The following is an 18,090-nucleotide window of genomic DNA, read 5'->3' as shown; positions in this document are numbered from 1 at the left end:
GACGTGCCGAGACTGCCACGCGCCGGGACGGCCCCACAACTCGCTTCCCATGATGTGGGATTCGGTATGAACGCGGTGTTTCGGCACCCCGTTCCGCACGACTCCGGCTCCCGTAATGTGGCACCTTCGGCCCGGTCACGGCCCCCGGGACCCGGCCGCGGCACCCGACGAGCGGAGAGTGAACCGACATGGCCGAGGACGCGACGACGCGTGGCCCCGGCGGCGCGCAGGCCGTGCGGCGGGCCCTGGACGTCCTGCACTGCTTCCACGACAACGGCCCCGATCTCAGCGCCTCGGACCTCGCCCGCCGCCTCGGCCTCTCCGGCTCCACGGCGCACCGGCTGGCCCGTACGCTGCTCGGCGCGGGCTTCCTGGAGCAGGACGCCCGGACGTCCCGCTACCGGCTGGGCCCCGCGGTGACCGAGCTGGGCAGGCTCTCGTACCACCAGCGCGGTCTGCATCTGGCCGCTCCCGAGCTCGCCGATCTCGCCGGGCGGACCGGGGCCACCGCCGATCTGGCCCTGCGCAGCGGCCCGCACGCGGTGATCGTCGCGGGCGGTTCGGTCACCCCGAGGACGGGGCTGCGCAGGCCGCTGCACTCCACCGCGCTCGGCAAGGTCCTGCTGGCCTGGGCCCGGCCGGGCGAGGGCGGCCCCGCCTCACTGCCCCCGCTGCCGGCCTTCACCGACCGTACGATCGTCGAACCGGCGGCGCTGGAGGCCGAGTTGGCGCGGGTGCGGGTCGAGGGGTACGCGGTCAACGACGGCGAGTCGGCGCACGGGGTGCGGACCCTGGCGGTCCCGGTGCTGGACGTCGCCGGGCACGCCCGGTTCGCGCTGGCCCTCAGGGCCACCCCGGCGGTGATCACCGACGAGCGCGCCGACTGGTTCCTGGAGCGGGCCCGGTCCTGCGCACGGGCTCTGGAGGTGCTGCTGATCCCTCCGGCCGAGCGCCGTCCGCCCGCGCCCTGAGCAGGGGGGCTGTCGGTGCCGCGTGGCACGATAGGAGCCGTCCGGAGAGGGACCGGACCGGGCGGGGGACGGCAGCCGGGCTGCGCGGACAGAGGGACGTGGATGACACAGGCCGGGGTCGTGGAGGAGGCGGCGCCCACCGGGCGGGCCGCCCGGGAGCTGCTGGAGCGGGCCGATGTGCTGCTGGCGTCCGCCCGCACCGTCCTGGCCGACCACACCGGCGCCGTGGACGCCGTGCGCGGGGTGCTGGACCCGCTGCTCGACGGCCTGGTCGGCCGGGAGCTGGCCGTGATCCCGGTGTCCCGGCTGAAGGACGTCACCGAGGGCCGGCTGCGGATCGGCGCGTTCGACCAGGCCGGTTTCACGACCGTGGGCCAGATCCACGCCGCCGGGCGGTACGAGCTGCAGCAGATCCCCGGGGTCGGTTCGCAGACCGCCGCCCAGGCACTGGCCGCGGCCGGGCAGATCGCCCACGCGGTACGGGAGACGGTCGCGGTCCGGATCTCCGTGGAGGAACCGGACGAGACGACGACCGCGCTGGTCATGGCCCTGCACCGGCTGGTCGATGCCGGGCCGGACGTCCGCCGGGCGGTCGACGCGGCGGGCCGGCTGGCCGGGCGGCTCGAACCGCTGCTGATCGCTGCGGGTCCGGCCCGGCGCCGGATGCGGATGCTGTTCACCGGCCGGGAGAACCGTTCCCGGGCGCTGGAGGCCGTCGGCGAGGTCCGTGATGTCGTCGCCGAGGCGGAGCGGCGCGAGCTGTCGCTGCTGTTCGCGCAGGTCTCCGTCGACCTGCTGCGGGCCGGGGAGTCCGACGTCGCGGCCTGGGTCGACTTCGAGCTGCGGTCCGCCGAGTACTACAGCCTGCTCGCCGAGCTGTCCGGCCTCAGCCCAGACCGGGACGCGGCCGAGGGTTTCCTGCCGTCCGGAATAGCGGAGCGGGTCCGCGAACTCCAACTGGACGACACCCGGTTGCGGGTCTCGCTGCGCGGTTACCAGTCGTTCGGGGCCCGGTTCGCCCTCGCGCAGAAGCGGGTGATCCTCGGTGACGAGATGGGGCTCGGCAAGACGATCCAGGCCATCGCCGCGCTCGCCCACCTCTCGGCGCGCGGCGAGACGCACTTCCTGGTGGTCTGCCCGGCCAGTGTGCTGATCAACTGGGTGCGGGAGGTCCGCGCCCGCTCCACGCTGCGCACCCTGCCGGTGCACGGCCCCGAGCGGCGGGCCGCCTTCGACGCGTGGCGCGAGGGCGGCGGGGTCGCTCTCACCACGTTCGACGCGCTGCACACCCTGCCCGACGCGGCGGGGTGCGGACTGCGTCCCGGCATGCTGGTGGTCGACGAGGCGCACTACGTCAAGAACCCCGCCACCCGCCGCGCCCAGGCCGTCTCCGGCTGGACGCAGCACACCGAACGGGTGCTGTTCCTGACCGGTACGCCCATGGAGAACCGGGTCGAGGAGTTCCGCAGCCTGGTCCGGCACCTCCAGCCGGAGCTGGCCCCCTCGATACGCATCACGCACGGCGCCGCCGGTTCGCTCGCCTTCCGCCGGGCGGTGGCCCCGGCCTATCTGCGCCGCAACCAGGTGGACGTGCTGACCGAGCTGCCCGCGCTGGTGCAGGTCGACGAGTGGGAGGAGTTCGGCCCGGAGGATTTGGAGGTCTACCGCGCGGCGGTGCGGGCCGGGCATTTCATGCGGATGCGCCGGGCCGCGTACGCCCGTCCGGAGACGTCGGCGAAGCTGCACCGGCTGCGGGAGCTGGTGGCCGAGGCCTCGGAGGGCGGGCTGAAGGTGGTGGTGTTCTCGTACTTCCGCGAGGTGCTCGACACGGTCGGACAGGCGCTGGACTCGCCGGTGTTCGGCCCGCTGTCGGGGCGGCTCGCGGCCGCCGGGCGGCAGCGGCTGATCGACGACTTCACCGCGACGGACGGCCACGCCGTGCTGCTCAGCCAGATCCAGGCGGGCGGGGTCGGGCTGAACATGCAGGCGGCCTCGGTGGTCATCCTCTGCGAGCCGCAGATCAAGCCGACGATGGAGCACCAGGCGGTGGCCCGCGCCCATCGGATGGGCCAGATACGGACGGTCCGGGTGCACCGGCTCCTCGCGACGGACAGCGTCGACCAGCGGATGCTCGACATCCTGGCCCGCAAGGAGCGCCTGTTCGACCTCTACGCGCGGCGCAGCGACGTCGCCGAGACGACGCCCGACGCGGTGGACGTGTCGGACGGGGCGCTGGCCCGGCGGATCGTGGAGGAGGAGCAGCAGCGCCTGGTGACCGGTGCGGCAGGTACGGACGGGGAGTTCACGGCCGACACGGACGAGGCGGAAACGGCCGGGGCGGACGCGGACGTGGCTGATACGGACGCGGCGGATCCGGTGGGCCCGGCCTGATCAGCCGGTTGTGGCCGCGTGCCGGGGCATCCGGTCGCGGCCGCCGGGGTGCCGGTGGCGCCACACCCAGAACACCGTGCAGGAGACCAGCGCCCAGGCCCCGAGCACCAGGAACGGGAAGAGCCGCTGGTGCCCCTGGTAGTAGACGGCGCTGTGCTGGGCGTTGACGGAGGCGCCGGGCGGCAGCCAGCGCCCGATGTACCCGAGCGGGGAGGGCAGCAGCGGCCAGGAGACCGCGCCGCCGGACGACGGGTTGCCCAGCAGGACCATGAGGCCCCAGGTAGGGATCATCGCCCAGCGTCCCATCAGGGTGTTGAACATGGTGAAGACCATGCCGCTGGTGAACATCGTGAAGGCCAGGATCAGCCAGGACTCGACGAACGGCAGGTCCACCGCGCCCAGCAGCCAGTCGACCACCGCGGCGATCACGAAACCGCCGAGCAGGGAGTAGGCGACGGTGAAGGCGATCCGTTCCAGCGGGATCAGGCTCCGGGCGTGCACGCTGAGCTGGATCGCTCCGACGAAGCCGACGATCACGGCGGCGAGCGAGATGTAGAAGAGGGCGAGGCCGCGCGGGTCGCCCGGCTGGAGCGGTTTGACGTCCTTCACGGCCACCGGTTCGCCGATCTCCTTGGCCACCTTCACCGCGGACTGGGTGAGCAGTTCGGCGACGGTGGCCCCGGAGGCGCTCGCGACGTCCAGCGACACCCCCCGGTCGGTGGCCCGCATGATCGCGAAGACCTCCTGCTCCTCCAGCGCGTGGCGGGCCCGGTTCCGGGTCGCGAAGAGATGGACGTCGAGCGAGGTGTCGAGTGCCTCGTCCATCCCCGCGACGAACTCCTGCCCCCTGCCCTGACCGGTGTCGCTGACCACCGCGACCGGGATCGTGTGCGGGGTCGGGTTGGCCATCGCGTACGTGTAGGAGCCCGCGAAGAGACCGGCGGCCGCGGCGACGATGAACACCAGGACGGTGGCGGGGAAGTACGGCGACTTCTTGAACGCGGCCCACTTCTCCGCCCGGCCCGCCGGCCTGCCGTGCGCCCCGTGCGGGGAGGTGGGTTCCAGGTCGGGGGCGCTCATTCCGTGGCGTCCCCGTCGTGCCGGGCCCGGCTCGGCTGGACGCGTTTGGGCTCGCCCGGCATCTTCGGGTACTCCGGCGGATAAGGCAGGTCGCCCAGGCCGCGTTCGTGTCCGTCGCGGTCGGCCAGCTCCAGCAGCGCGTCCAGCCGGAAGGCGTGCTCGTCCATGTCGGCGTGGACGTCGCCCACGTCCGCGTAGCGCCCGGGCATGGTCCGGATGTCGAAGTCGCGCGGTTCGGCGTCGTCGATCTCCTCCCAGCGCAGCGGCGCGGAGACCGGGGCGTGGGGGCGGGGGCGTACCGAGTAGGCGGAGGCGATGGTGCGGTCGCGGGCCGTCTGGTTGTAGTCGACGAAGATCCGCTCGCCGCGTTCCTCCTTCCACCAGGCCGTGGTCACCCGGTCCGGCATCCGCCGTTCCAGTTCCCGTCCGGCGGCGATGGTGGCCCGTCTGACCTCGGTGAACGTCCATTTGGGGGCGATCGGCACGAAGATGTGCAGGCCCCGGCCGCCGGAGGTCTTGGGCCAGCCGCGCAGCCCGTGGTCGTCCAGGACGGACCGCAGTTCGTGGGCGGCGCGCACCGCGTCGGCGTAATCCGTGCCGGGCTGCGGGTCGAGGTCGATGCGGAGTTCGTCGGGGTGGTCGGTGTCGGCTGAGCGGACCGGCCAGGGGTGGAAGGTGAGGGTGCCGAGGTTGGCCGCCCAGAGGACGGCGGCCGGTTCGGTGGGGCAGATCTCGTCGGCGGTGCGGCCGCTGGGGAAGGCGATGCGTGCGGTGGGAATCCAGTCGGGCAGGTTCTTCGGGGCGCGTTTCTGGTAGAAGAATTCGCCCTCGATCCCGTCCACGAAGCGCTGGAGCGTGGTGGGGCGGTCGCGCAGGGCGCGGGTGATGCCGGGGGCCACGGCCAGGAAGTACTCGGCCACGTCCCTCTTGGTGTAGCCCTTCTCCGGGAAGTAGACCTTGTCCGGGTTGGAGAGCCGCACGGCCCGCCCGTCGACGTCGAGTTCCACTGCCTTCACCGCTGCGCCCATGACGGTCACGGTAGGCCGGGCTCACCTATGCCGCATATCGGGCGACACGCGGCAGGTCGTACGGGAGGATCGGGCCATGGACCTGCCGGTGATGCCGCCCGTGAAGCCGATGCTCGCCAAGGCCGTGGCCACGATCCCGCCGGGTATGCAGTACGAGGCCAAGTGGGACGGGTTCCGGGCGATCGTGCACCGGGACGGCGACGAGGTCGTGATCGGCAGCCGCACCGGCAAGCCGCTGACCCGCTACTTCCCCGAGCTGGTCACCGCCGTACGGGACAACCTGCCGCCGCGCTGCGTGATCGACGGCGAGATCGTGGTCGCCCACGACGGGCGGCTGGACTTCGACCGGCTCAGCGAACGCATCCACCCGGCGGCGTCCCGGGTACGGCTGCTCGCCGAACGGAACCCGGCCAGTCTGATCGCCTTCGACGTGCTGGCGGTGGGGGAGGAGTCACTGCTCGCCACCCCGCAGGCCGACCGGCGCGCCGTGCTGGTGGCGGCGCTGTCCGGGGCCGCTCCCCCGGTCCATCTGGCCCCGGCCACCACCGACCGGGATGTCGCCCTCGAATGGTTCGAGCGGTACGAGGGCGCCGGGCTGGACGGCGTGGTGGCCAAGCCGCTCGGCCTGCCGTACCGCCCGGACGTCCGGGTGATGTACAAGATCAAGCACGAGCGCACCGCCGACTGCGTGGTGGCCGGGTACCGGCTCCACAAGAGCGGCCCGGTCGTCGGCTCGCTGCTGCTCGGGCTGTACGACTCCGAGGGCGTCCTCCAGCACGTGGGGGTCTGCTCGGCGTTCCCGATGAAGCGGCGCGCGGAACTGGTCGCCGAGCTGGAGCCGCTGCGCACCGGCTTCGACGGCCATCCGTGGGCGGCCTGGGAGGACTCCGGGGCGCACGAGCGGGCCCGGCTGCCGGGGGCGCCGAGCCGCTGGTCGGGGAAGAAGGACCAGTCCTGGGTGCCGCTGCGCCCGGAGCGGGTCTGCGAGGTGGCGTACGAGCACATGGAGGGCGACCGGTTCCGGCACACCGCCCGGTTCCGCCGCTGGCGGCCGGACCGCGCCCCCGCCAGTTGCACCTACGCGCAGCTGGAGGAGGTGGTGCGGTACGACCTGGCCGAGGTGCTGTCAGCCGGTGGCGGCTGAGCCGGTGGACGCCGGGTCGGTCGGGGTGGCGCAAGGGTCGTCGCTCGCCGTCGGGTCCGGCTCGGGCGTGGTCGTGTCACCGGGATCCGGGGTCGCCGGGTCCGTCGGGCAGGTGGGGGTGGGCTCCGGGGTGCCGGGCTCGGGGCTCTCTCCGGGGTCCGGGCTCGCCGAGCCGCTGTCGGTGGGGTCGGGCGAGCCGCTGCCCGGGTCGGTGGGGTCCGGGGAGCCGGGGGCGGACGGGGAGGTGGTCGGCGAGCCGGAGGGTTTCGGGGTGGCCGAGCCGGAGGGGTGGGGCGAGCCGGAGGGCTGCGGGCCGACGATGATGCCGCCGTCCGGGGCGCCGGGGCCGCCGACCGGGTGCTTCGGCTTGTTCGGTCCGCCCGCGCCGGGGCTCTTGGGGACGACGCCCTTGCCGTCGGCCACGGGGTGGATGCCCTTGCGGTAGAAATCCAGCCAGGACAGCACGGTGCGCAGATAGGTGTCCGAGTGGTTGTAGCTGAGGACCGCCCGGTCCAGGTCCGCCTTGACCGACAGATCCCGCGAACCGGCGCAGAGGTAGGACCCGGCGGCGAGCGCGGCGTCGAAGACGTTGTTCGGGTCGCTGCGGCCGTCGCCGTTGCCGTCCTTGCCCCAGTGGGCCCAGGTGGAGGGGATGAACTGCATCGGGCCGACCGCCCGGTCGTAACCGCGGTCGCCGTCGTACCGGCCGTTGTCGGTGTCGGGGATGCGGGCGAAGCCGTCACCGTTGAGGACCGGGCCGAGGATCGGGGTGAGGGTGGTGCCCCGCGCGTCCACCCGTCCGCCGCCCGCGTGGCCGGACTCGACCTTGCCGATCGCCGCGAGCAGCTGCCACGGCAGTCGGCAGCCGGGGGCGGTCCGCGCGAGGTCGCTCTCCGCCTTGCGGTAGGCGGCGAGCACGGTGGCGGGGATGCCCGCCTCGGCCCAGGCGCGGACGGCGACCGGGCTCTGCTTCGCCCCGGGCCCGGGCGGCTTCGGCGAGGCCAGCGGCGGGAGTTCGGTGTGGTACGAGTCGTCGTTGGGCACCTGCGTCCACGTGACCTCGTCCGTCTCCCGGGTCTTGACCGGCTTCGTCCGCTGGCTCGCGAGTCCCGGTGCCTGGGACGCGGTGAGCGCGGCCACCGCGGCGACCGCGACGGCCGTGCCGCCGAGTCCGCGGCGCATCGTGCCGTTGATCCTCATGCGTGCCCCTCTCTTCCCCCGGGTCGCCGGGTCAGCGGGTGAACGTGTCGATGGAGGAGATCCGCCAGGTGCCGCCCCGGCGGACCGCGTCCACGGCGAACATGGCGGCGGCGTAGGTGGTCTCGTCGGACGCGCCGGTACGGGTGTTGCTCTGGTCGGCGAAGATCAGCAGCCGGGCCCGGTCGCCGTCGAGCAGCTCCACCCCGCTGTCGGTGACGGTCGTGGTCAGCACCAGCTTCTGCTTCTGCCCCTGCGCCCGGACCTGGGCCAGCATGTCCTTGTGCTGCTGCACCGCCTTGCCGACCAGATGTCCGGCGGCGGCCTCCTCGGACCGCTCCGGCGCGGCGTAGTTGTACGAGAACACCGCGCCGACGGCGTCGGCGATCTGGCCCTTCACCTCGCTGGTGCGGGCGATGTCGGTGAGGGCGGTGTTCTGCCGGGACGGGTCGTCGCGCAGGTCGGCGGCCGAGCCGAACGCCCAGGCGGCGAGGGCTCCGAGCAGCACGGTCAGGGCGCAGAGGACGACGGGCAGCCGCTCCCGCAGGCCGGTGGTCCGCGGTGCCTTCGTCGACCGTCCGTCGGCGGCCGCGGCGTCCTTGTCCTCGGAGTTCTCGGGCGCGTCGGAGCCGTCGGAGTCGGCGGATTCGCCGGCGGGGGCGTCCTTCACCGCAGCCTCGGCGTCCGGCTCCTGGGGGGCGGCGGGCGCGCGTTCCGGGGCGGCGGTGCGCTCCGCCGCGACGGTGGCCAGCCGGCGCTGGCGGTTGACGAGGTGACGGGTCGTCGACATGTCCGGGATCCTCTCGGTGGCGGGGTGGGGTTCGGTGGCGTCAGCCGGCGGTGTTGCCGACGGGCGCCTGGCCGAGGGCGCTGAGCTTCCACCCCTCGGAGGTCCGGGTGAGCTTGCCGAGCATCCGGCTCTCCTTCACCGCGGGCTTGCCCTTCGGCGCCGTCACGGTGACCCGCAGGGCCACCATCACCCCGGCCTTGCCCGCCCGGTCGTCGAGTTCGGTCACCGCCCCGGAGAGGATCTGGGCCGTGCTGACCGTCTTCGCCTCCTGGATCTGCTTGATGAACGCGGACCGCCCGTCGACGAGTTGCTGGTGCAGGTCGCCGGTGGTGGAGTCCTCCCAGCTGTCGAGGCCCTTCTCCAGCTTCCGGTGGTCGAGGGTGTTCATGTTCTGCACGGCCTGCTCCCCCGCCGCCAGCGCCGCGTCGCGGGCCTGTGCGTAGGCGGCCGAGTCGTCGTGCGCGGCGCCGTACCAGGACACCCCGCCCCAGGCCGCCGCGCCGGTCGCCGCGACCGTCAGGACGACCGCCGCCACCATCAGCGGGTTCCTCGTCTTCCGTACCCGTGCCATGTGCTGTCTCTCTTCTGCTCTGCCGGCCGTTGCGTACCGAGTCGCGCGGACGCTGCTATCTGGCGGTGATCTCGACCACGGTCCAGCGCCCGTCGCGCAGTTGCGCGGTGACGGAGAGCTGGGCCGCCGCCGTGGTGGCGGGCTTTCCCGCGCGCTCGTAGACCTGGTCGAGGAAGACCAGCAGGTGGGCGCTGTCGTCCGTCAGCCGGGTGACCCCGGCGCGTACGACGTGGGTGGTGAGGGTCAGCTTCTGGTCGGCGGCCTGCTTCTCGACCTGGCCGAACAGGGCCGCGTACTGCTGGAGCGCCTTGCCCGCCAGCAGTTGCTTCGCCGACTCCTTGGTGACGCCGGTGGCCTGCGGGCTGTACGAGAAGACCTTGCCGAGCGCGTTGCTGACATCGCCCGCCACCCGGGTGGTCGCCTCGCTGTCGGTCAGCGCGTGGTTCGCGGTGGCGGGGGTGTCGCGCAGGGCACGGCCCTGGGCGAACAGCACCCCGCCGGCCACCAGCAGTACGGCGGAGAGGACCGCCGCGACGACGCGCGGCCACCGCCGGGCGGCGGCCGCCCGTGCCGGCTCCGGCGCGGCCCCGGTCCCCTCGGTGCCGGGGTCCGCCCCGGTCCCCTCGGCGCTCCGGTCCGCTCCGGTCGTCTCCGCGCTCTCGTCCGTCCCGGTCTCCCGGGCCTCCGCGTCGGTGTCGGTGCTCACGACCGCCGTCCCTCCCCGTTCGTTCATGCGCCGCCCCCGACCGGGATCGCCGTGAGGGCCTTGATCTTCCAGCCGTCCGGGGTCCGGGCCAGCGTGGCCTCGAAGCGCTTGCGCTCGGTGCCCGGCTGCCCGGTGCGCGGGGTGACCTCGACGTCGACGGTCGCGATCATCTCGGCGGTTCCGGCCCGCTCGTCGAGCGCGGTGAGCGCGGCGTCGGTGACCTTCCCGCGGGCGGTGGCACCGGCCTTGGTCAGCTCCTTCGCGTCCTCGCCCCGGGTGCGTCCGAGCCGGTCGTGGAGCGGACCGGTCGCGGAGTCGAGCCAGGCGCCGAGGCCGGCGTCCACGCTCCGGGCGTCCTTGGCGTCGAGGCTGTTGAGCAGGGCGAGGCGGTGCTTGCCGTCGGCCAGCGCGGCGTCCCGGCTCTTCGCGTAGGCCAGGTTCTCGTCACCGCGCGCCCCGAGGTACGACCAGCCGCCGAGCGCGCAGACCGCCGCGGCGACCAGCAGCACCACCCAGCCGGTCAGGCTCTTCCCGCGGGAAGTCATCGGCCGCCCTCCTGACCGAGGCCCAGGAGTCCCGCCATGGCGTCGCCGCCGCGCGGGGCCCGGCCGGTGACGCCGAGCGCGCCGGGGAGCCGGCCCGCTTCCCGGTCGCCGAGCAGCATCGATCCGGGCTTGGCGGGCTCGGGGACGGCGCCGCCCTTCGGGGCGTTGGCGCTGCCGCGCACGTTGATGCCGGTGCCGGGCGAGGAGGCGCAGCGGGCCTTGGTGTTGACGGGCGGTCCGGCGGTGGTGTCCAGGCCGGCCCGGTAGGTCGTGCCGCCGTATCCGGCGGTGCACGGCAGGGGTTCGAAGAAGGTGACGGACATCCCGAACCGGGCGCCGTTCTCGTCGATCGCGCTGGACCCGGCCGCGGCGACCGCGGGCAGCTTGACCAGGAGCTCCTCCAGACCGCGCTGGCGGGTGACGGCCACCTCGGAGGTGGTGAGGAGGTTGGCGACGACGACACCGAAGGCCGGGTCGACGTCCCGCAGCAGTCCGCTGATCTGCCCGGTGGCGTCGGGGGCGGCCGCGATCAGCCTGCGCAGATCGGTGTCGGAGCTCTTGAGCTGGGCGGCGAGTTCCTCGGCGCCGGAGGCGAAGCCCTTGAGCGCCTCGCCCTGTTCGGCCTGCGTGCGCAGCACGGTCCGGCCGTCGGCCATCAGCCTGGTGGTGGTGGGCAGTGCCTTGTCCGCCGCCTGGACGAAGTCGCTGCTGGTGTCGAGCAGGACCTGGAGGTCGTCGCCGCGCCCCTCGAACGCGGTGCCGAACTCGTCGACGACCGTGCGCAGGGACTCCAGGTTCACCGAGCCCGCCAGGTCGTTGACGCTGGTGAGGACGTTGGTGACGGGGGCGGGCACGGTGGTGTCGGCCTGGTCGATGACCGAGCCGTCCGCCAGGTAGGGGCCGCCGCCGCGGGTGGGCCGCAGGTCGACGTACTGCTCGCCGACGGCGGAGAGGCTGGCGACCACGGCCTTCAGCCCGTCCGGGATCCTCGGCGCGTCCTTCTCGATGCGCAGTTCGGCCTCGACGCCGTCGTCGGTCAGCTCGATGGGGCCGACCCGGCCCACCGAGACGCCCCGGTAGGTCACGTTGGAGTGGGTGTACAGCCCCCCGGTGCGCGGGAGTTGGACCTTGACGGTGTAGTAGCTGCGCAGGCCGACGTAGTGGCCGAGGTCGGCGTACCGCACCCCGAGGAAGCCGAGCACGAGCACGGCGATGATCAGGAACGAGATGTTCTTGAGCCGGATGGCGAGAGTGATCATCGGCTGCTCCCGTCGGTGCCCGCGGTCGGGATCGCGGGGAGCGGCAGGGGCAGGGAGCGCGTGGTGGCGGCCCCGCTCTTCGGTGCCTCTGCCGGGATCAGCGACGGGACGATCTGTGTGCCGGGCATGGCCGTCACATCCAGGTAGACGTTGAGGTAGTCGCCCTTCACTCCGCGCAGCACCTCGTCCGTGAACGGGTAGGTGAGCAGCACCTGGAGGGAGTCGGGCAGGTCGCGGCCGGAGTCGGCGAGCGCCTTGAGGCTGGGCGCGAGGGCCTTGAGGTCGGCGATCATGTCGGCCTTGCTCTTGTCGATCGTGTCGACGGCGACGTCGGAGAGGGTGTCGAGCGACCGGAGCATGGTGAGGAGCGAACCGCGCTGCTTCTCCAGCACCTTGAGGCCGGGGCTGAGTCCGGTGAGGACCGTGCCGACGTCCTGCTTGCGGGTGGCGAGGGTGGCGGAGAGCCGGTTCACCCCGTCGAGGGCGTCGGTGATGTCCTTCTTGTGGTCGTCCAGGTTGGTCACGAGGGTGTCGACCCGGCGGAGCATGGACCGGACCTCGGGTTCGCGGCCCGAGAGCGCCTTGTTGAGTTCGGTGGTGATGGTCTTGAGCTGGTTGACGCCGCCGCCGTTGAGGAGCATCGACAGGGCGCCGAAGACCTCTTCGACCTCGGGGTTGCGGTTGGTGCGGGCCAGCGGGATGCGGTCCCCGTCGGCGAGGTGGCCCGGCGCGGCGCCGTTGGCGGGGGCGGAGAGCTGGACGTACTTCTCGCCGAGGAGGCTGGACTGCTCCAGGTGGGCGTAGGCGTTCGCGGGCAGTTCCACCTTGCCGTTGACCCGCATGGTGACCTTGGCGTTCCAGCTGTCCGAGGAGAGCGAGATCCTGGTGACCCGGCCGACGGCGACGTCGTTGACCTTCACCGAGGCCTGCGGGGCGAGGCTGAGCACGTCCGCGAACTCGGCGGTGATCTCGTACGGGTGGTCGCCGAGGTCGGCGCCGCCGGGCAGCGGGAGCTGGTCGATGCCGGTGAACGTGGGCAGGCCGGAGTTGGCGACGACGAGGGCGAGGCCGACGCCCACCGCCAGCAGGGCGGCGACCCCGGTGGTACGGGCTCCGGGTCTGCGCAGCGCTGGGCTCATCGGTTCGCCCCCTTCTTCTGCGTGGCGGTCTTCGCCGGGGTGCCGTAGACGGTGCCGACGGCGGGCAGCGGCAGGCCGGGCAGCGCCTTCTGGCGTACGGTGTCCACCGGTGCGAGACCGGCGAGCCCGGGGCTCTCGGTGAGCGGTCCACCCATGGACAGCTCGTTGAGGTTGGTGCGGCCGTTGAGGGTGCGGTTGGCCGGGTCGTAGGCGTTGAGGACGTTGCCCGCGGCGAGCGGCAGGGTGTCCATCGCCTCGGCGAGCGAGGCCCGCTGGTCGACCAGGCTCTGGGTGATCGGCACGAGGGCCTCGACGTTCTTCTTGAGCGCGCCGCGGTTCTTCTGGATGAATCCCTTGACCTGGGCGAGCGCGGTGCCCAGTTCCTTCAGTGCGGCGCCGAGGTTCTCCTTGTCGTCGGCGAGGAAGCCGGTGACGGAGTTGAGCTGCTGTTCGGCGTCGCGGACGTTGCCGTCGTTCTCCTTCAGCATGGTGGTGAAGGACTGGAGGTAGGACAGCGTGTCGAAGAGGTTGCCGCTGCTCTTGTCGAGGGTCTTGGTGGCCTTGCCGAACTGTTCGATGGAGTCGCCGATGGCCGCGCCGTTGCCGTCGAGGTTCTTGGCCCCGGTGTCGAGCAGGTCGGTGAGCGCCCCGTCGGCGTTGGCACCGTCCGGGCCGAGGGACTTGGAGAGCTCGGTGATGGAGTCGTACAGCTGGTCCACCTCGACGGGGGTGGCGTTGCCGGCGGCGGGCAGTACGGCGTCGTCCGCCAGCTCCGGACCGCCGTCGTAGGCGGGGGCGAGCTGGACGTAGCGGTCGGCGACCAGGCTGGGCGCGACGACGACGGCGTGCGCGTCCTTGGGGACCTTGACGCCCTTGTCGAGGCGGAGGGTGACCCTGACCTCCTTGCCGCGGGGGGTGACCGACTCGACCGTGCCGACCCGCACGCCGAGGACGCGCAGGTCGGACCCGGCGTACACACCGGTGGCCTGGTCGAAGTAGGCGGTGATGGTCGTTCCCTCGTCGTCCATGGCCAGGACCCCGGTGGTGGCGGCCACGGCCACCACGGCGAGTCCGGCGCCGATGCCGACGATGCGCTTCATTCTCATGTCAGCGGCCGCCTTGCTGCTTGGGTGGCTTGCACTCGGCCCCGGCGGGTGTGCCCGCGGGCACGTACTCCTTCGGGACGACTCCGCAGACGTAGTTGTCGAACCAGCGGCCGCTGCCGAGGGTGTTGCCGACGAGCCGGCTGTACGAGCCGGCCAGCGAGAGCACCTTGTCGAGGCTCTTGCGGTTCTTGACCAGTACGGCGGTGACCCGGCCGAGCGAGTCCAGGGTCGGCTTCAGCTGCTTGTCGTTGTCCCGGACCAGTCCGGTGAGCTGGGTGCCGAGGTTCCGGGTGCCGGTGAGCAGCTGGTGGATGGCGTCGCGGCGGGCCTGGATCTCGCCGAGGAGCAGGTTGCCGTCCTCCAGGAGGGTCTCGAAGCTGCTCTTCTTGCGGGCGAGCGTCTTGGTGAGCTGCTTGCTGCCCTTGAGGAGGGTGGCGAGCTGGGCGTCGCGCTCGGAGACCGTCTTCGAGAGGGCGGAGAGCCCTTCGGCGGCGCTCTTCACGTCCGGCGGGGAGTCCTTGAAGGTGGCGGAGATCGTCTCGAAGCTCTTGGCGAGCTGCGCGGTGTCGATCTCGCCGATGGTCTCGCCGAGCCCGTTGAACGCCTGGGTGACGTCGTACGGGGAGGTGGTGCGGCTGGCCCGGATGCGTTCGTCCGGGTCCTGCGCGGCGTCGCCCAGCGGGTCGACGGCGAGGTACTTCTCGCCGAGCAGGGTCTTGATGGCGATGCCGACGGTGGAGGAGTTGCCGATCCAGACGTCCTTGACCTTGAAGCTGACCTTCACCTTGGGGCCGTCCAGCGCGACACCGGTGACCTCGCCGACCTTCACCCCGGCGACCCGTACCTCGTCGCCCTCGGAGAGTCCGGCCGATTCGGTGAAGTCGGCGCTGTAGGTGGTGCCGCCGCCGATGAACGGCAGCGCGTCGACGCGGTAGGCGCCCAGGCCGACGAGGGCGAGGACGAGCAGTCCCACGACGGCGACGGCCACGGGGTTGCGTTCCCGTACGGGTTTGATCCTCATCCCTGGCACCTCGGCTTCCTGACCTCGATGCCGGTGGGCGGGGTGCTGCCGTCCTCGGTGGTCACTCCGCTCACCCGGGCCTCGCAGAGGTAGAGGTTGAGCCAGGAGCCGTAGGAGGTGAGCCGGGTGATCGCGTTCATCTTCGCCGGGGTCTTCGCCAGGAAGTTCTCGATCTGCGGCGTGCCCTTCTCCAGCTGGCCGGAGAGCCGTCCGAGCTGTCTGATGTCCTGCTTGAGGGGGGCGCGCCCGTCCTCGAGCAGGTCCGCGGTGACGGTGGTGAGCGCGCCCATCGCGGTGACGGCCCGACCGAGCGGCTTGCGGTCGCCGGCGAAGCCGGTGACGAGCTGCTGGAGCGTGTCGACGAGGTCGTCGAAGCCCGCCTCACGGTCGTTGACGGTCTTCAGGACCGTGTTGAGGTTCTTGATCACCTCGCCGATCACCTTGTCCTTCGCGGCGACCGTTCCGGTCAGCGAACCGACGTGCTGGAGGATGCTGTCGACGGTTCCGCCCTCGCCCTGGAGCACCTGGACGATGGAGCCCGCCAGCTGGTTCACGTCGGGCGGGGAGAGACCTTCGAACAGGGGCTGGAAGCCGTTGAAGAGCTGGGTCAGGTCGAGCGCGGGGGTGGTGCGGGAGACCGGGATGGTCGCCCCGGCGGCGAAGCTCCGGCCGACCGGTCCGGCCCCCTGGTCGAGGTCGATGTACCGCTGGCCGACCATGTTGAGGTACTTGATCGAGGCGGTCACCGAGGCGGGGAGCTTGCGCCCCTTGCGTACGGCGAAGGCGACCTCGGCCAGTCGCTTGTCGGCGACCTCGATGGACTCGACCTGTCCCACCTTGACGCCGGCGATCCGGATGCTGTCGCCGACGACCAGTCCGGTGACGTCGGTGAACCGGGCCCGGTAGGTGGTGGTGTCGCCGACGCTGGTGTTGGCGATGGACAGGGCCAGCACGCTGGTGGCCACCACGGTCACCAGGACGAAGACGATCGACTTGGTGAGGGGGCCGGCGAGAGAGCGGCGCTTCACTTGAGCTTCACCTCCGCACCGCGGAAGGCCGGACCGATGAGCACGCTGCTCCAGTCGGGCAGGGTCTGCGGCTGGACTTTCAGTGAGGGAGCGACCAACTCGTTGACGAGCCGGCTCTCCTGCGGGGAGTTGGGCATGCCGAGTCCGGACTTCGCGGCCGAGGGAGCGGTGCCGGCCGGGCGGTCGGCGTCCTCGGTGCCGGGCGCGGTGACCGGGCTCGCGGTGCGGGCGTCGGCGGTCGGCGCGGCCTTGCCCATGTAGGGCACGGAGTAGCAGTGCGGTCCGCCGGTGGCGTTGTAGACCGGGGTGTCCCGGCCGGGCAGGTACTTGCCCTTCGACGCGACCGGTTTGACGGTGACGTGGAGCCCGGGCCGGTCGGTGCCCTTGCCGAGCGCCTTGTCCATGGCCGGGACGAATCCGGCCAGGGTCCGCAGGGTGCAGGGGAACGAGGACGAGTACCGGGCGAGCGTCTCCAGCGTCGGCCTGCCGGTGGCGGAGAGCCGGATGAGGTTGCCCTTGTTCTCCTGGAGGAAGGAGGTCAGGTCGCGGGCGGAGGCGGTGGTGGAGCCGTAGAGACCGGCGAGCTGCGCCTCCTGTTCGGCGAGGGTGCCGCTGGTGGTGGTGAAGTCGGTGAGCGCGTCGAGGACGTCGGGGGCGGCGTCCCCGTACACCTTGGACACCTTGACGAGTTCCTTGATGTCGTCGTTGAGCGTGGGCAGTTGGGGGTTGAACCTGGCCAGGTGGGCGTCGAGGGTGGCGAGGGTCTCGCCGAGCTTCTCGCCGCGTCCCTGGAGCGCCTGGGAGACGGCGCCGAGGGTGGCGGCGAGCTTCTCCGGTTTGACGGCGGTCAGCAGCGGCAGCACGTTGTCGAGCACTTCCTCCAGCTCGATCGCGTTGCTGGACCGGTCCTGCGGGATGACCGCCCCGGCCCGCAGCGGCTCGGTGGACGGCGTGGCCGACGGGACGAGGGCGACGAACCGTTCCCCGAAGAGCGTGGTGGGCAGCATCTGGGCGGTCACGTCGGACGGGATCCGGCCGAGCTTGCCGGGGTCGATGGCGAGGGTGAGCCGGGCCCCGTCCCCGTCGGCGGCGATGTGGCGGACCTGCCCGACGACGACGCCGCGCAGCTTCACGTCGGCGTTGTCGTGCATCTCGTTGCCGACGCTGGAGGTGCGTACGGTCACGGTCGCGTCGTCGGTGAAGTCCTTCCGGTACACCGAGACCGAGACCCAGACGAGTACGGCGGGCACGAGGAGGAAGGCGACTCCGGCCAGTCTGCGGCGCACGGTCTGCGTGCTGGGGGAGATCATCAGCCGGCCACCTTCACCGTCGTGGTCGCGCCCCAGATCGCGAGCGAGAGGAAGAAGTCGGTGACGCTGATCAGCACGATGGCGTTGCGGACCGACCGCCCCACCGCGACACCCACCCCGGCGGGTCCGCCGGTGGCGTGGAAGCCGTAGTAGCAGTGGGCGAGGATCACCATCACGCTGAAGATCAGCACCTTGAGCACCGACAGCAGCACGTCGTCCGGGGAGAGGAAGAGTTTGAAGTAGTGGTCGTAGGTGCCCGCCGACTGCCCGTTGAACAGGACGGTGACCAGGCGGGAGGCGAGGTACGAGGAGAGCAGCCCGACCGCGTAGAGCGGGACGATCGCGACGACCCCGGCGATGATCCGGGTGGAGACGAGGTACGGCATGGACCGGATCCCCATCGCCTCCAGGGCGTCGACCTCCTCGTTGATCCGCATCGCGCCGAGCTGGGCGGTGAACCCGGCGCCCACGGTCGCGGAGAGCGCGAGCCCGGCGACGAGCGGGGCGATCTCGCGGGTGTTGAAGTAGGCGGAGATGAAGCCGGTGAAGGCGGAGGTGCCGATCTGGTCGAGGGCCGCGTACCCCTGGAGTCCGACGACGGTGCCGGTGAAGAGGGTCATCGCGACCATCACACCGATGGTGCCGCCGATGACACCGAGCCCGCCGCTGCCGAAGGCCACCTCGGCCAGCAGCCGCTGGACCTCGCGCAGATAGCGGCGCAGGGTCCGGGGGATCCAGATCAGCGCGCGGACGTAGAACGTGAGTTGTTCGCCGGATCGGTCGAGCCAGCTGAGCATCGACATC

The 18,090-nt window shown here is 72.2% G+C and carries 17 protein-coding genes; 3 read left to right on the top strand and 14 right to left on the bottom strand.

Features of this window, described 5'->3' with window-relative positions; genetic code table 11:
- Positions 1–188 precede the first annotated feature (188 nt).
- Entirely contained in the window at positions 189–971 is a 783-nt protein-coding gene (locus ACF08W_RS00950; protein WP_392277958.1) for an IclR family transcriptional regulator, read from the top strand.
- A gap of 102 nt (positions 972–1,073) precedes the next feature.
- Entirely contained in the window at positions 1,074–3,362 is a 2,289-nt protein-coding gene (locus ACF08W_RS00945) for a DEAD/DEAH box helicase (RefSeq protein ID WP_392277957.1), read from the top strand.
- Here ACF08W_RS00945 and ACF08W_RS00940 read toward each other — a convergent pair whose 3' ends face one another.
- Both ACF08W_RS00940 and ligD read right to left on the bottom strand, forming a co-directional pair.
- Positions 3,363–4,442 (bottom strand): ABC transporter permease, encoded by a 1,080-nt coding sequence (locus ACF08W_RS00940; protein ID WP_392277956.1) that lies wholly within the window; start codon positions 4,440–4,442, stop codon positions 3,363–3,365.
- Positions 4,439–5,449 (bottom strand): non-homologous end-joining DNA ligase, encoded by a 1,011-nt coding sequence (ligD, locus tag ACF08W_RS00935; protein ID WP_392278321.1) that lies wholly within the window; start codon positions 5,447–5,449, stop codon positions 4,439–4,441. Before ligD ends, ACF08W_RS00940 begins: the two co-directional genes overlap by 4 nt.
- A gap of 97 nt (positions 5,450–5,546) precedes the next feature.
- Here ligD and ACF08W_RS00930 point away from each other — a divergent pair, with 97 nt between their 5' ends.
- Positions 5,547–6,614 carry an ATP-dependent DNA ligase gene (locus ACF08W_RS00930; RefSeq protein ID WP_392277955.1) on the top strand — a complete coding sequence of 356 codons (1,068 nt, stop codon included), beginning with the start codon at positions 5,547–5,549 and terminating at the stop codon, positions 6,612–6,614.
- Here the strand turns inward: ACF08W_RS00930 and ACF08W_RS00925 are convergent.
- The 12 genes from ACF08W_RS00925 to ACF08W_RS00870 form a co-directional block, all read right to left on the bottom strand.
- On the bottom strand, positions 6,597–7,814 hold the full coding sequence (locus tag ACF08W_RS00925) for a lytic murein transglycosylase (RefSeq protein ID WP_392277954.1): 1,218 nt from the start codon (positions 7,812–7,814) through the stop codon (positions 6,597–6,599). The two genes, ACF08W_RS00930 and ACF08W_RS00925, sit on opposite strands and share 18 nt — an antisense overlap.
- A 31-nt stretch (positions 7,815–7,845) precedes the next feature.
- Complete coding sequence (locus ACF08W_RS00920) at positions 7,846–8,601, bottom strand: hypothetical protein (protein ID WP_392277953.1); 756 nt, start codon at positions 8,599–8,601, stop codon at positions 7,846–7,848.
- A 40-nt stretch (positions 8,602–8,641) separates the two neighbouring features.
- Positions 8,642–9,139 carry a hypothetical protein gene (locus ACF08W_RS00915; protein WP_366298244.1) on the bottom strand — a complete coding sequence of 166 codons (498 nt, stop codon included), beginning with the start codon at positions 9,137–9,139 and terminating at the stop codon, positions 8,642–8,644.
- Between the two features lie 88 nt (positions 9,140–9,227).
- Positions 9,228–9,878 (bottom strand): hypothetical protein, encoded by a 651-nt coding sequence (locus ACF08W_RS00910; RefSeq protein WP_392277952.1) that lies wholly within the window; start codon positions 9,876–9,878, stop codon positions 9,228–9,230.
- Between the two features lie 23 nt (positions 9,879–9,901).
- Complete coding sequence (locus ACF08W_RS00905) at positions 9,902–10,423, bottom strand: hypothetical protein (RefSeq protein ID WP_392277951.1); 522 nt, start codon at positions 10,421–10,423, stop codon at positions 9,902–9,904.
- A complete protein-coding gene (locus ACF08W_RS00900) occupies positions 10,420–11,682 on the bottom strand; it encodes an MCE family protein (protein ID WP_392277950.1) in 1,263 nt (420 codons plus the stop codon). Before ACF08W_RS00900 ends, ACF08W_RS00905 begins: the two co-directional genes overlap by 4 nt.
- Complete coding sequence (locus ACF08W_RS00895; RefSeq protein ID WP_385208962.1) at positions 11,679–12,821, bottom strand: MCE family protein; 1,143 nt, start codon at positions 12,819–12,821, stop codon at positions 11,679–11,681. The genes ACF08W_RS00900 and ACF08W_RS00895 overlap by 4 nt, the downstream gene beginning before the upstream one ends.
- Complete coding sequence (locus ACF08W_RS00890; protein WP_392277949.1) at positions 12,818–13,927, bottom strand: MCE family protein; 1,110 nt, start codon at positions 13,925–13,927, stop codon at positions 12,818–12,820. Before ACF08W_RS00890 ends, ACF08W_RS00895 begins: the two co-directional genes overlap by 4 nt.
- Before the next feature lies 1 nt (position 13,928).
- The gene (locus ACF08W_RS00885) at positions 13,929–14,948 is read right to left on the bottom strand and encodes an MCE family protein (protein ID WP_385208956.1); all 1,020 of its coding nucleotides are present in this window, start codon (positions 14,946–14,948) and stop codon (positions 13,929–13,931) included.
- On the bottom strand, positions 14,945–15,976 hold the full coding sequence (locus ACF08W_RS00880; protein ID WP_385208953.1) for an MCE family protein: 1,032 nt from the start codon (positions 15,974–15,976) through the stop codon (positions 14,945–14,947). The genes ACF08W_RS00885 and ACF08W_RS00880 overlap by 4 nt, the downstream gene beginning before the upstream one ends.
- Positions 15,973–17,286, bottom strand: a complete 1,314-nt coding sequence (locus tag ACF08W_RS00875; RefSeq protein WP_392277948.1) for an MCE family protein — start codon at positions 17,284–17,286, stop codon at positions 15,973–15,975. Before ACF08W_RS00875 ends, ACF08W_RS00880 begins: the two co-directional genes overlap by 4 nt.
- Positions 17,286–18,089 (bottom strand): MlaE family ABC transporter permease, encoded by an 804-nt coding sequence (locus ACF08W_RS00870; protein WP_392277947.1) that lies wholly within the window; start codon positions 18,087–18,089, stop codon positions 17,286–17,288. Before ACF08W_RS00870 ends, ACF08W_RS00875 begins: the two co-directional genes overlap by 1 nt.
- Position 18,090 lies beyond the last annotated feature (1 nt).

The sequence above is a fragment of the Streptomyces sp. NPDC015144 genome (assembly GCF_043079735.1).
Lineage (GTDB): Bacteria > Actinomycetota > Actinomycetes > Streptomycetales > Streptomycetaceae > Streptomyces.
Note: the sequence above shows the minus strand (reverse complement) of the source record. Positions and strands in the feature narration are given on the sequence as shown.

Excerpts from the sequence above, each read along its gene's own strand:
- ACF08W_RS00875 (WP_392277948.1), bottom strand. The coding sequence starts at position 17,286 with ATGATCTCCCCCAGCACGCAGACCGTGCGCCGCAGACTGGCCGGAGTC.
- ACF08W_RS00940 (WP_392277956.1), bottom strand. The coding sequence starts at position 4,442 with ATGAGCGCCCCCGACCTGGAACCCACCTCCCCGCACGGGGCGCACGGC.
- ACF08W_RS00900 (WP_392277950.1), bottom strand. The coding sequence starts at position 11,682 with ATGATCACTCTCGCCATCCGGCTCAAGAACATCTCGTTCCTGATCATC.
- ACF08W_RS00930 (WP_392277955.1), top strand. The coding sequence starts at position 5,547 with ATGGACCTGCCGGTGATGCCGCCCGTGAAGCCGATGCTCGCCAAGGCC.
- ACF08W_RS00890 (WP_392277949.1), bottom strand. The coding sequence starts at position 13,927 with ATGAGAATGAAGCGCATCGTCGGCATCGGCGCCGGACTCGCCGTGGTG.
- ACF08W_RS00950 (WP_392277958.1), top strand. The coding sequence starts at position 189 with ATGGCCGAGGACGCGACGACGCGTGGCCCCGGCGGCGCGCAGGCCGTG.
- ACF08W_RS00905 (WP_392277951.1), bottom strand. The coding sequence starts at position 10,423 with ATGACTTCCCGCGGGAAGAGCCTGACCGGCTGGGTGGTGCTGCTGGTC.
- ACF08W_RS00945 (WP_392277957.1), top strand. The coding sequence starts at position 1,074 with ATGACACAGGCCGGGGTCGTGGAGGAGGCGGCGCCCACCGGGCGGGCC.
- ACF08W_RS00915 (WP_366298244.1), bottom strand. The coding sequence starts at position 9,139 with ATGGTGGCGGCGGTCGTCCTGACGGTCGCGGCGACCGGCGCGGCGGCC.
- ACF08W_RS00870 (WP_392277947.1), bottom strand. The coding sequence starts at position 18,089 with ATGTCGATGCTCAGCTGGCTCGACCGATCCGGCGAACAACTCACGTTC.
- ACF08W_RS00920 (WP_392277953.1), bottom strand. The coding sequence starts at position 8,601 with ATGTCGACGACCCGTCACCTCGTCAACCGCCAGCGCCGGCTGGCCACC.
- ACF08W_RS00895 (WP_385208962.1), bottom strand. The coding sequence starts at position 12,821 with ATGAGCCCAGCGCTGCGCAGACCCGGAGCCCGTACCACCGGGGTCGCC.
- ACF08W_RS00885 (WP_385208956.1), bottom strand. The coding sequence starts at position 14,948 with ATGAGGATCAAACCCGTACGGGAACGCAACCCCGTGGCCGTCGCCGTC.
- ACF08W_RS00925 (WP_392277954.1), bottom strand. The coding sequence starts at position 7,814 with ATGAGGATCAACGGCACGATGCGCCGCGGACTCGGCGGCACGGCCGTC.